Here is a 12706-nt window from a genome sequence, read left to right on the forward strand (position 1 = left end):
GAATGGTACGGATTTGGTTGATCCTCACCGAATCTCAGACGACGCCAATGCAGCTGGCGATGCGCTCCTGCACGTCAACAAATCCGGCGAGCGCAGGCTATGCTCGGTGCAACGATCACTGGATTGACCGATGAAGCCCAGACGGAGGTCGAAGTGCAGCGTCTGAGTGTGTGCGTACCCTTGTTCAACAGCGCGGACACTGTCACGAAATGCCTGGAAAGCGTTCTGTCACAGACCTACGAGAACTTCGAGTGTCTCGTGGTGGACAACGCCTCCACCGACGGGACGGCCGAACGGGTGCGTGAGTTCGACGACCCGCGCATCCGGTTGGTGCGCAACGAACACAATGTCGGTCTGGTCGGCAACCACAACAGGTGCATCGAACTCGCCCGCGGCAGCGTTGTCCAGTTCGTCCACGGCGATGACTGGCTGCTGCCGCACTGCCTCGAACGGCTACTGCCCTACTTCGACGATCCCCAGGTGGGTCTCGCGTTTGCCCCGCGCACCGTGGAAAGCGACGACACCGAATGGAAAGCACACTTCTCGCGTCTCGAGACGCCGCTGTCTCCCCTGGCAGCGGTCAACGATGGCCAGGAACTCATCCGCAGACACCTCGCGGCCGGCGGCGGGGGCAACCCGATCGGTGAGCCGACTGCCGTCATGGTGCGACGCGAGACCCTGATCGAGGCAGGCGGATTCCGCGCCGACGTGCCGCAGCTACAGGACATCGATGCGTGGCTGCGCGTGATGACGTTGGGCGATGTCGCCTACGTGGACGAACCCTTGACCGTGCGATGGCATCATGCCGGTTCGGAGACCGACATCCATCAGGGCGCACCCTCCATCGACCGAATGTGGGTGATGACGGGGTTGATGCAACGCCCAGAACTCGACAACTCGTTGCGGCGGCGGGCAGTCAACCTGTGGCTACGGTCGCTGTGGCACGTACCCGAGGATCTGATGCGCAATCGGAAAGATCAGCGCCTGGCACTGATCAAGCGACTCGGCCGTCAGCTGACCGCCACCGCCAGGCGCAGACCGCTCACGTTCTCCGCGACATCATCCTGACGCACACACACCACGCAGTGCCGACGACAACGTCGGACCGATCGTGCGCCAGTCCAGCGAATTCTGGGCGTCGCCGATGGCTCGCCGGAATTCGCCGTTGACCCGGGAATCCTCGATGGTGGTGAGCGCGTCGGCCAGCGCAACAGGATCCCGGGGCGCCACGACGAGGCCGATGCCGAGCGCCCGCACCGTCTCCCCCAGCGCACCCACGTCGGACACGATCACCGGTACCCCGTACTCGATGGCCATGTGCAGAACCCCACTCTGCGCTTCGAAGTCGGTGTAGGGCAGCACAACAGCCCGTGCGCGGGCAAACAGCTCCAGCACTGCGGCGGGCGCGACGAACCCGTCGATCCACTCGATCCGGCGATCTCGATCGGCGGCATCAACGATCCTCGCCCGTGTCGAGTCCTCGGATCGACCGGCGATCATCAGCGTGCACTCGCCCGAGTACTTCGCGAAGCCCTGCACCAGGATGTCGACACCCTTGTTCTGCCGAATCTCCCCGAAGAACAGGAAGGTCGGCGGCCCCGTGGCCGCGGAGCCGGCAGCCGGAGCCACCGAAATACCATGCGGAACAACGTCGACGCAGCGCAGGCCATAGTGTGCGCAGGCAACCCGGCGGTTCCCCGCGGTGTGTACCAGCACCGAGTCTGCCATCCGCAACCCCCGGCCGGTCAGCCGTTCGTCCACGGCGTCCACCAACGATCCGGCGTAGTCGTGACGTCGGATGTTGTGCAGCCGCACGATCACTCGCCTTCCCCGCATCCGGGACAGCCCCACCACCAGCGGCAGGGTGAAGCGTTGAATCTCCTCCAGGAGAACGACATCGATGTCGCGGCGCCACAGCAAGAACCAACAGAAGGCCATGTCATGCCGTCGCCATGGCCGCGCTCGCTCGCTCACCCATCGCCACGTCGTATCCACGTCGGTTCTCGGGAGTTGAGCCGGAATCGCCACGGGTTGATTGATTCGATCGGAGACGAAGCGGCGCTCGAGATCTGGGCGGCGAGGCCAGACGAACCGGATGTCGTCATCGGAGTCGAGGACACCGTCGAGCGCCTTCAACACGTATTCCGGATGACCACCGGACGGGGTGGGGGCGAACACCGCCACGGTGGTGACCTCACCCCCGTCGCCCCGCTCACTGCAACGGTGAGCGCGGCGCCGCGAGCGACCCACGGCCCGTCGTGCCGCCGTGTGTACCGCCACCGCGCGTAGGCCGTCGATCAGGCCGGCGAGGGCGGCGTGACATTCGGCAGCACCGCCTCGCCATCGGCGCTCGCGCAACGGTGCCACGAGCTGGCCGACGGTGCGTTTCGCCCCGGCGCCGACGAACAGCGACAGCAATCCCATGTGTGCGGCGAGCACGACGGTGCGATTGCGGTTCATGTAACGGTGATAGACGGCGCCGTGCTGCCGGCCGCCGTCGGTCTGCGAGCCACCTTCCGCGTGCCAGACCCGGGCGCGCGGCTGCACGATCAGCGCCACGCCGCGCGCCGCCCAGCGCAGGGCCAGATCAGCGTCCTCCCAGTACAGGAACAGGGTCTCGTCGAACGGCTCAGTGCGCCAGACCTTCAGTGTCGCAGCCAGCACAGCTCCGCTGAGAAACCCCGTCGAGAACACCGACCCGTCGCGGGGCGGCGGCTGCTGTCCATATCCGGAGTGGGTGACCACACCGCGCCGCAGGTCGATCTCTCCGCCGGCGAACCAGGTCACCGGGCGTACCGGGTCGCCGGTGACGATCACCGGTGAGACCACCGCGTCCGCACCGATCTCGTCGAGCGCATCCGACAGTGCGCGAAGACACCCCGGCTCCATCCGGGTGTCGGGATTCAACACGCACAGCACCTGATCGTCGGCGAGCGCCCCGAGATGCCGCGCGATCGCGTTGTGTCCGGCACCGAAGCCGACATTGCGTGGGCTGCGCAGCAGTTCGACGGTGTCGAGACCCGCCGCGAGCTCCGACAAGCCGGCCCACTGGCCATCGTCCACACTGTTGTCGAGGATGGTCACCGACGCCGCGCCATCGGCCACCAGTTGGCGGACAAGCACATCCAGGTAGTGCGCGGTGAAATAGTTGACGATCGCCACATGTACGTCACGGCTCTCACGGTCGCTCATCACGCCCTCGGCTCGAATGTTCGCCACTCTGCGAGCACTGCGGACTGCCGCACTCGGCCGGTCTCGGTCATGAGGCCGTACTCATCGTTGATCAACCCCCACTGGTAGACGCCGTGCACCCGGTCCGATGAGGTCGCCAGCTGCTCGATGGTTCGATACGTCCCCGCTCGATCCGGGTCGTCGTCGCGACTGGCTCCCGCCTCGCCGAAGACCAGCGGGATGTCGGTGGCCAGTTCGTACGGCGCGAGGTAGTTGGTACCGGGCGCGAGCCGCGGAGGCCGGTAGACATGGAAGTCGAAGAAATCGACGACCTCGCGCCATCTACTCATTTCCGTTCGGTCCGTGAGTTTCTCGATGAGGGTTCCGGTGCGGACGTCGGACACCGACAGCGGTAGGTTCGTCTCGTGTCGGATGGCCGCAGCCCACCGACTGACAAAAGCGAACACGGTCTCCTTCGGCATCTGCGGGTAGATCACCGACACCTCGTTGCAGAGCTCGATGGCGACCACGTTGTCGTGCGTGGACAGCCGACGCACGATCATTCTCGCCAGCGGCTCCACCTCGGCCAAACGGCCCAGCGGTGTATGCCGAAGATCGAGCAGGCAGTAGTAGACCGTCAGTCCCCGCCGCCGGCAGTAGGTGACCAGCTGGTCGAGTCGGCGACGGTAGGTCGTGGCGTCGACCGAGCCGAGTATCAGGGCGCCGACGTCCCCGATGATCCTGATGGATCTCGATCCGGCCTCGACGGCCAGATCGATCGACTCCTGCACCCACGGCCAGTCCCATCGACTCCAGAAGTTCTGCCACGCGGAGCCGTTATCGATGTCGGACGCCTTCGGGATCACACAACTTCCCTTGAGCCCCATGGGAACCAGTCGTGCCGAACTATGCCGGTGACCGATCAACGGCACAATGGACGCGCCCCACGTCGACCCCAACACATCGAAGTTTCTCCGCAGCAGAGTGCCCGAGACCGCGCGGTCCCAGCATCGGAGTTGCTGCAGCACACCGGTGAATGACCGATCCGGCCCGTCGGACCCCAGCGTCAATCGCTGCACGCCTCGAAGCCCGACAGCTCTGGTGGACGTCGCGGCATGCGCTCCGTTCAGAAATCCGTGGACGATCCGCGCGGGATCGACGGTCACGGCAAAGACGCAGGACCCCTGCCGGATCGACGCCTCCTGCACTCGCAGCACCTCGACGTCTGCCCACCACACCGCGAGCGTGTCGGGCGCTGCGAGCACCAACTGCAGGGTGCTGCCCGACGCGTCGCCGACGGTGCAGATCCGCCCGGTTGCGCCGCCGGCGGCGTCGACAACCACCATCAACCCGAACTGGTCGAGGCTCGGCAGAATCTCCGCCACCATGGAATTGAAGGCCGAGAAGCGCCAGCCCGCAGGCGTCGGCTCGGGGAGGGTGGCGCCGCGGACCCCGACCGGGCCGCGCACACCCGCGTCGACCTGGTTGCGGATCACCGAGGTCGCACCGTCGCGGTCGAACGATGCCCGCCTACCATCGAGGTCGAGTATTCGGGAGGGTTCGATCGGCTCGCTCGCACCGTGCGATGCCGCACATCCGACGACGGCGGCGGGGGCGGCCGCTGCCGCGAGTTCCAGGAACCGGCGCCGCGTGATTCTCACCGGAGTGCCTCCGCCCGATGCTCACCCGCCGGCAGACCCGTGCCGATATCGGCCGCGGCGGCCGTGCTCACCGCATTTCTGCGGCGCGCGTATCGTGCGATCGCGTAGCCCAGCAGGGAGCCGAACACCACCGAGCCGCCATGATCATTCGGCATCGGGGACACGACGACGATCGCTGCCGAACCTGCGATGGCGGCGCAGACCGCGATACTCACGCCGTCGCGCCATCGGCGGACGATCACCGGCAGCAGGCAGGTGGCCAGTACCGCGATGAACGCGACGAGTCCCAGCAGACCGGCCTTGGTCCTGATCCAGCCGTAGTAGTTGTGGGCGTACAGTTGTCCCTCGTTCGCCGCGAACTCGTCGGCTTCACCCATCGGCGGCTTGTACCGGAATCCGAGCCCGTTGCCCAGGGTCTCCTTGTCCCCGACGCTGTCGGTGAGGTAACGATTCTCCAGCCGTCTGTCCTGGGTCGACGAGTCGACCGTCCGTATCGACTCGTCGAGCCCGGCGAACACCCGGTGGGAGTAGCCGCTGACCTGGCTCTGCACCCACTGCGCCCCACCCATACCGCTCGCGCCGACAAACGCCAACGCCATGGCCACCGCCAGCACCGCAAGTGCCGACGCGATCCGGACCAGCAGCCGCATGAGCATGCCGTTCAGCGCGGCCGCCACCACCAGAAACCCGAGCATGATCGCCAGACCGAGAAACACGTTGCGCGAGAAGCTGAAGAAGTCGATCAGCACCGCGGGCAGGAGCAGGGCGAGGAGGACCTTCGTCCGGCCCATCCCGACCAGCAGCATGGCCGAGACCACCAGCGTCACCGCGAGTGCCGCCGGAGTGGTGGCCGTGAGCAACCGGTGGGCATCGGACCCACCGGCCACCAGACGGCCGGAGATCGTGTAGAGCTGGGCGGCTTCCTCTCGTCCGGCCAGTGCGAACCCGGTGGCCGACGACACCAGCATCAGGAATGCCGACACCGCCAAGGTGACGAACAACGCCGGTATGTGGCGCGCCACCTCCCCGAGCGCCACCACCACGGCCACGACGAACACTGCACCCAGCAAGGCCACCGTTGGCCGCAGGTCGTACTGGATGTCACGAATCGGGTATCCGGTCAGCAGTCCACGCGAAACCGCGAACAGCAGGGTCACCACGAAGACGCCGATCGCGATGCTGGTCGGAGTCCGCACCAGTCGCCGCCCCAGCGACCGCACCTGGCGTAACCGGAGCCCGGCGTAGATCACCGCGGCCAGGACCGCCACCTCGTGGAAGTACACGAACAGGCCGCCGACGCGCACACCGTCGGACACCGACGCCGGCACGGTCACGAAGGTGACGACGATGGCCAAATCCACCACGGTGGCCGGCCGACGCCACACGACGACCACCAGTGCGACCACCGCAGCCACCGCCACTGCCGCGTCGACATGTGCGGTGGCCAGTCCGACCACGACGGCCAGCAGTGCACCACCGGCCAGGGCAACCCATCGCAGGTCCCCGGATACCGGTGCTGCACCGCTCATGTCGGTGCCAGGATGTCGTCGACGAGGGTCAACCACCGCTCGGCGACGGCTGGTTCGGAGAGGCGTTCCCGGACCACCTGTACACCGGCATCCAGCGAGTTCCGCGTGGCGTCGTCGTCGAGGCTGCGGACCGATTCCGCGAGTCCAGCGGCATCGTCGACCTCGAAGCCGAGCGCGGCACCCGATTCGGAGACGAAACCATGGGCGGGGATTCGGCTGACCACCAACGGCACCGCGCACGCGATGCCCTCGAGAAGGACCATCGGCATCGCTTCCCACCGAGACGGCAGGATGAGTGCGGAGGCGCGTTCCATCATTTCTCTGACCTCGACATTGGGGCGCGGTCCGGCGAACACCACTCGATCATCGACCCCCGCAGACCGCGCCTGCGCCTCGAGCTCGGCGGTCAGTGGCCCCTCACCCACCAGCGTCAGGGTCCGGCCGGGTAGGTGGGGCAGGGCATCGATCGCCGTGGACACCGACTTCTCGGCCGAGTGTCGCGCCACGACCAGCAGGTCCACCTCGCGACGCGGTGCAGCTCTGCCGAATGCGGCCAACGGGACCGGGTTCTCGATCACCACTCCGCGACCGGCGTCGGGGCGCACCGATGGCGAGACGAACACCTCCTCGTCGATGAGAGCCTTGCGCACACCGAGCGAGTACACCGTCGCCGCCAGTCGCGGATACCGCTCAATCGGCCAATGATGCACCGCCACCACCTTCGGACGGTCGGCCGGCCGCAGCAGCATCGACATCAGCACCACCGCGGCGATGGCGTAGTGGGTGTGCGCGATCACCGCATCGCGACCGCGCATCAGATCACGGAGCTTGCGCAGCATCGTCACCAGCGCACCAGGCGTCGCCGGCCGGGACGCAGCCAGGCACCGGGAGCCGGTGAACAGATCGCTGCCGGACTTGTTGTACAGGAAGTACGAACGGAACCCGGGGGTCCCGCACGCCTGGTTCTCGATCCACCACGACAACGTCTGCGCGCCCGCCCGTTCCAGCTGGGTGACGATCTGGACCACGTCGCGCTCCTCGGCGATGCCCCGGTGCACGAAGAAGCGCTTGTTGCCGTGGAGCCGCAACCCGGATGCCTCCAGTCGGCGGGCCACGGTGCGCAGCCGCACGGCCGCCACGAACGGTTCTATGGTGTATCGCCCGGCCAGCCGCCGCGGCTCATGGCACAGCCGCCACAGCCATCCGAGTCGCAGTGCGTGCACCATCGGCGGGAAGTAGTTCTCGGCATGGGCGAGCTGGTCGAACCAGCCACCTGCGGTGTAGATCTCGACGCCCGGCAGATCGTCGCGCAACCGGATCGCGATCCGGTCCTGCGCGGGCGAGCCCATGCCGAGCACGATCACCGACGCACCGGATACTCGCAGACGTTGGACGAGCCGGGGATGATCGGCGACCCCGTCGAATCCGTCAACAGCGAGAACCACGCCGGGGAAGCGTTCGGCAGCGGCCTTCGCGATGCCGGGGCCACCACCGACGAACGCCATCGTGCGCCCCTCCCGATGTCGCTGACGCAGGATGGCCGGCAGGTCGAGATCCGCCGAGGACCGCGCCACCGATGCGCCCTGCAGACGCAGCATCAACTGCAGGAACGTACCGTCGACACCCACCTCGTCGGCTTGGGCCACCGCATCCCAGTCGGCCACCAGCGCGCTGTGATGATTCAGCCAGGTCGTCACCGTCGACGTTGTGATGATTCCCGGGTCGATGGCGGTTGCCTCACTTGTCATGGCCGTGACTCCTCTCGGTCCTGGGGCCGGTCCCCGGAACGCCACGAATCGACGTTCAGTTCCTCGGTCGGCCAGTCCGGCACTTCGAAATGTCGACCGCCGCGGATCTTTTCGTCCGTGTCCGGTAGGGCACCCCGATCCCGGAAGCCGCGCTCGGCCCGATCCCAGCCGACGACGACGGCCGCAGCCAGCAGCAGGCCGGCCAAGAGTCCGATGCCGAGGTTGCGCCCGGTGCGCGGCGACGACGGCGTCTCGGGTGTCAGCGGTTCCTGCAGTATTCGAAGTGCCACGATCGGACCACCGCCGTCGTCGGGTGAGTCTCCCCACCGCGCGGCCTCGACGAGCTGCTGACAGACCTCGCGACTCATTCGAACAGCCTCGGCGGCCGACGTGCCGGTGACGCTCACATCCATCGCCACCGACTGCGGCTGGGTCTCGACACTGATTCGGGACTGCAATTCCGGAACGCTCATGTCCAGGCCGAGGGACGCGATGCTCTTCTCCGAGACCCGATCGCTGAGTGCGAGATCCCGATAGGACATCACCCGGTCCTGCGCCATCAGCGAGCCCTGATACGTCTCCCCGGGCGTTCCGCTCGTCGCCGGCGAGACGTACAGCGCGCACACGGCGGTGTACTCGCGTGTCGCGGTCGCGTTGCCCACTGCCGCGGCACCCACGCAGAGCAGGCACACAGCTACCGCGACAATCCATTTGAGACTGCTCGTGCGCAACGTGCGGTGCAGGTCACCACGATTCATAGCTGGTCTCCTCCTACGAAGGCGCCTCGACGGTCAGGACCGCGGCGCGGTGGTCTGGTGGAATCGGTCGATCAGGTGCGCTCGCGATTCGGCTTCCTGCCGCGCACCTGCGGGAGCGTCTTGAGCGCGGCGGCGACGATCACGTATGCCGTCGTGAACACGACGGCCGAGAGCAGGAACGGAAGGACTGCGGCTTCTCTCGTGGTGGGGTCGGCCAGCACACCGATGGGCACCGACACGGCCAAACCCACTGCGGCGGCCGCATAGCCGGGTGCGACGTTGGTCAGGTAGTCCCGAATCGGCACATCCAACGCCAGGTGCACCAGCACGACACCCACCGCGACGCCCAGGATCACGGCTGCGGCGGCCGCGACGACGACGCCGTGATAGCCGAACAGGACACCGGCCGGGATCGCCAGCACCAACGCCAGCACGCACGACGCGACGGCGGACCAGATCAGCATCCGCATCCGGTCGATGGCCAGGGTTGCCGCCGTGCTGACGCCCGTCGCGACGTTGAACGTGAACGCCACCGACAGGATGACCGCCGCCCACAGCACGTCGCTGTTGGGTTGCCCCAACCAGAGCGGGATGGCACTGACCGACGTTGCCACCAGCAGGAACGGCCCGAAAATCGAGACACCGCAGTTCAATCGAACCAACGGCAGGTAGGCGTCACGCACCGCGCGGTCGCCACCGGACGCGAAGCGGCGGGTCATGTGGGTGGTGAGCGCCACCGAGGCGATCGACCCGAAGGCCCGCGCACCGAGCGCCAGTCGGCTGCCCAGGTCGTACGCGCCGGCCGCGGCCGGTCCGACGATGAACCCCAGGACCAGCTTGGGAGACTGGAACAAGACGATGTCGCCGACGCCGAGGACCTGCCCCTTCAGCCCGAAGGCGATCACGTCGCGGGTGATCTGCACTGTCGGGAGTCCGACTGGAAACTGGCGTTCGTCGACCACGACGGCGGCCACGACCACCACCAGGCCGATGAGCGCGCCGAGTGCGCTCGCGACCGCGAACGTCGCGAGTTCGGGTGCCACGATCAGGCCGCCGACCCCACCGACGGCGATCAACGCCGTTTGGACCGCCAGCCCGATATTGCCCGCGATCATCCGGCCGCGCCCGAAGGCCGCGGCCGCCACCACCCGCGCCACCATCCCCGTCACCAGAATCACCACCGCGGCGACGAGCAAGGTCCGTGCCAACCCGACCGATCCGGTGTGCAGCGACCCCTCGAAGGCGAAGGCCGCCACTGCGCCCAGCCCGATCAAGATGGCACCGAGTCCAACGGTCACCACCAGGGCCACCCCCAGCACGGCGCGCTCGTCGCCGCGTTCATCACGCGCATGATGCAACGCGACAAAGCGGGTGACGGCTCGCGACACCCCGAGGTCGAACAACGCGGCATACTGCGCCAACGCACCGGTGACCGACCAGATGCCGTAGTTGTGCATCCCGAGCCGCAGCACGATGTAGGGGGTGACCAGCAGGTTGACGCCGTAGCCCGCCACCAGCGGCAACATCTGCGCGATGGTCCCCGCGCGCAGCGAATGTTGTTGTGCGGGCGGCGTCCCCGTCACTTCGGGGTTATCGTCGCCGGTGACGACCGGTGACCGGACCACAAGCCTCAACTCTCGTTTTCAGTTGACTTCGAGAACGGCGGGATCGAACACGAGGACACCGTCGGCGCTGCCGTTGCCGTCGTACATCGCGACGATGTCGTCGGGCAACGGCGCGAAGGTGTCCGCGCACAAATAGTCACGCACCGACGTTCCGGTGGAACGCGAATCCACGTTCACCGGTCCGGCGTGTGCCACCAGATCGTCGACGTGCAGCGTCCGGAAGTCGAAACTGATTCGTGCGGTGTCGGTTTCATTGGGCACCGTCGAATGCAGTTGCGCACCTGAGAAGGACAGGATCGAACCGGGTTCCCCCACCACGCGCACCGCGGAGCCCTCCATGCCCGCCGCCGCTTTCGGATGTGGCCGCGGGTCGTGGGTGACATACTTGGCCGCGTCACGTCGCGAGGTACGGTTCCACTCGTAGGCATCGAAATCGGCGCTGCTGTTGTCGACCGGACGGCCCCAGAAATCGGGATGGAACTGCATGCCCTTGTCTGCGGCGTTACCGGCCACCGGAACCCACCAGTTGTTCTGACAGTCCGGTGAGGCATACCAGGTGTCGCGGTGCGCGGCGTAGTTGTACCCGAGCCCCGACGACAGGTAACTCGCGGTGGGCACCACCCGCAGTTTCGGCACGTCGAAGTAGGTCATCGAGATGTCGGCCCCGAGATCGGCCAGGATCTCGCGCAGCAGTTCCTTGCAGCGCCGGTGGTGGGTGAACGCCGGCTTGAGCGCGGCAAGGACTCCGACGTAGTCCTCCACCGGCATATCCTGGTGGGCCGTCATCGGATCGCGGCCGTCGAACGCACGGGACACCATCTCCAGCGCGAAGTCGGCAAGCGCTCTGATCGAGTCGCGCGGCGGCATGCAGAACACCGTTCCGGCGTAGAGCCGTTCGCGGCGGATGTCGTCGGGCAGGTTCGCTTCGGTGGATACGACGAAAGGCATGGCAGCTCCTGACTATTGGTCCCCGGACCCGGGGCTGAAGGTCTCCAGATCCGGGATCGGAATGACGAACTGTGCGTCCCACTCCCCGATGTATTCCAGGTCGCGGACGATCTCGTCACGCAGATTCCACGGCAGGATCAGCACGTGATCGGGCTTGGCCTGCCGGATGTACTCGGGCGCTTTGATCGGCAGACGAGTACCCGGAAGGTGGCGGCCCTGCTTGTGCGGACTCCGATCGACGGTGCACTCGATGAGTTCCGGCCCGACACCGCAGTAGTTCAGCAGCGTGTTCCCCTTGGCCGGCGCCCCGTAGGCGATCACCCGCTCGCCGCGGTCGCGCGCCGAGATCAGGAAGCTCAGCAGATCGCGCTTCACGCGTTCGACCGCCGGCGCGAAGTCGCGGTACCCCGCCGGCCGGTCGAGGCCGAAGTCGGATTCACTGCGCGCCACCGCCTCCAGGCGTTGCGATGGTGCGTATCGGTTGGCGTCCTCGTGACAGGCGTAGATCCGCAGCGAACCGCCGTGGGTGGGGACCTGTTCGACGTCGAACAATCGCAGACCGTGGCGGGCGAAGACCCGCGTCACCGAGTGCAGGGAGAAGTACGAGAAGTGTTCGTGGTAGATGGTGTCGAATTGCGTCTCGCCGATCAGGCGCAGCAGGTGCGGGAACTCCATGGTGATGCGACCATCCGCCGCGATCAGCAGCTTCATTCCCGCGACGAAGTCATTGAGATCCGGCACGTGCGCGAGCACGTTGTTGCCGATCAGGTGGTCGGCGAATCGACCTTCGTCCACCAGTTTCTCGGCGAGTTTCGTCCCGAAGAACTCAACGCGCGTCTCGATCCCGTGGTCCCGCGCCACTTCGGCGACGTTGGCGGCCGGTTCGATACCCAGGACCGGGACACCGTTGCGCGCGAAGTACTGCAGCAGGTAACCGTCGTTGCTGGCGATCTCCACCACTCTCGTCGACGAGTCGATGTCGAAGCGGCGGGTGACGTGTTCGACGTAGGTTCGGGCGTGCTCCAGCCAACTCGTCGAGTATGACGAGAAGTAGGCGTAGTCGGAGAAGATCGCCTCGGGGGTCTCGAATTCACCGAGTTGGACGAGTAGGCACTCGGTGCAGATGTAGGCGTGCAGGGGATAGAAGACCTCTGGTCTGTCCAGGTCTTCTGGCGCGACGTACGAATTCGCCATCGGCGACAGACCCAGATCGCAGAAGGTCTCGGTCAACGGGGTCCAGCAGGATCGGCATACCGGAGAGGTCAT

The 12706-nt window shown here is 66.6% G+C and carries 9 protein-coding genes; 1 reads left to right on the plus strand and 8 read right to left on the minus strand.

All coding sequences use genetic code 11. The annotated features are described in order from the left end of the window. Window positions 1–123: 123 nt before the first annotated feature. On the plus strand, window positions 124–1068 hold the full coding sequence (locus NWF22_RS04415) for a glycosyltransferase family 2 protein (protein WP_160900454.1): 945 nt from the start codon (window positions 124–126) through the stop codon (window positions 1066–1068). On the opposite strand, the gene NWF22_RS04420 is transcribed toward NWF22_RS04415, so the two are convergent. The 8 genes from NWF22_RS04420 to NWF22_RS04455 all read right to left on the minus strand — a co-directional run bounded on the left by NWF22_RS04420 (window position 1060) and on the right by NWF22_RS04455 (window position 12706). Then, complete coding sequence (locus tag NWF22_RS04420) at window positions 1060–3192, minus strand: glycosyltransferase (protein WP_160900453.1); 2133 nt, start codon at window positions 3190–3192, stop codon at window positions 1060–1062. The genes NWF22_RS04415 and NWF22_RS04420 overlap by 9 nt on opposite strands. Further along, the gene (locus tag NWF22_RS04425) at window positions 3192–4832 is read right to left on the minus strand and encodes a LamG-like jellyroll fold domain-containing protein (RefSeq protein WP_160900452.1); all 1641 of its coding nucleotides are present in this window, start codon (window positions 4830–4832) and stop codon (window positions 3192–3194) included. The genes NWF22_RS04420 and NWF22_RS04425 overlap by 1 nt, the downstream gene beginning before the upstream one ends. Next, window positions 4829–6361, minus strand: a complete 1533-nt coding sequence (locus tag NWF22_RS04430; RefSeq protein ID WP_160900451.1) for an O-antigen ligase family protein — start codon at window positions 6359–6361, stop codon at window positions 4829–4831. Before NWF22_RS04430 ends, NWF22_RS04425 begins: the two co-directional genes overlap by 4 nt. After that, complete coding sequence (locus tag NWF22_RS04435) at window positions 6358–8109, minus strand: WecB/TagA/CpsF family glycosyltransferase (protein ID WP_160900450.1); 1752 nt, start codon at window positions 8107–8109, stop codon at window positions 6358–6360. The genes NWF22_RS04430 and NWF22_RS04435 overlap by 4 nt, the downstream gene beginning before the upstream one ends. After that, window positions 8106–8867: a YveK family protein gene (locus tag NWF22_RS04440; protein WP_160900449.1), complete on the minus strand. Its 762-nt coding sequence runs from the start codon at window positions 8865–8867 to the stop codon at window positions 8106–8108. Before NWF22_RS04440 ends, NWF22_RS04435 begins: the two co-directional genes overlap by 4 nt. Before the next feature lie 71 nt (window positions 8868–8938). Beyond that, complete coding sequence (locus NWF22_RS04445; protein WP_160900448.1) at window positions 8939–10450, minus strand: lipopolysaccharide biosynthesis protein; 1512 nt, start codon at window positions 10448–10450, stop codon at window positions 8939–8941. A 60-nt stretch (window positions 10451–10510) separates the two neighbouring features. Beyond that, entirely contained in the window at window positions 10511–11440 is a 930-nt protein-coding gene (locus tag NWF22_RS04450) for a 2OG-Fe(II) oxygenase family protein (RefSeq protein ID WP_160900447.1), read from the minus strand. 12 nt (window positions 11441–11452) lie between these two features. After that, complete coding sequence (locus NWF22_RS04455; RefSeq protein ID WP_160900446.1) at window positions 11453–12706, minus strand: class I SAM-dependent methyltransferase; 1254 nt, start codon at window positions 12704–12706, stop codon at window positions 11453–11455.

The organism is Gordonia mangrovi (assembly GCF_024734075.1).
In the GTDB taxonomy this organism is placed as follows: domain Bacteria; phylum Actinomycetota; class Actinomycetes; order Mycobacteriales; family Mycobacteriaceae; genus Gordonia; species Gordonia mangrovi.

Coding starts and splice junctions, on each gene's coding strand:
- NWF22_RS04420 (WP_160900453.1), bottom strand. CDS start 3,192: ATGAGCGACCGTGAGAGCCGTGACGTACATGTGGCGATCGTCAACTAT.
- NWF22_RS04430 (WP_160900451.1), bottom strand. CDS start 6,361: ATGAGCGGTGCAGCACCGGTATCCGGGGACCTGCGATGGGTTGCCCTG.
- NWF22_RS04435 (WP_160900450.1), bottom strand. CDS start 8,109: ATGACAAGTGAGGCAACCGCCATCGACCCGGGAATCATCACAACGTCG.
- NWF22_RS04440 (WP_160900449.1), bottom strand. CDS start 8,867: ATGAATCGTGGTGACCTGCACCGCACGTTGCGCACGAGCAGTCTCAAA.
- NWF22_RS04450 (WP_160900447.1), bottom strand. CDS start 11,440: ATGCCTTTCGTCGTATCCACCGAAGCGAACCTGCCCGACGACATCCGC.
- NWF22_RS04455 (WP_160900446.1), bottom strand. CDS start 12,706: ATGACCTCTCCGGTATGCCGATCCTGCTGGACCCCGTTGACCGAGACC.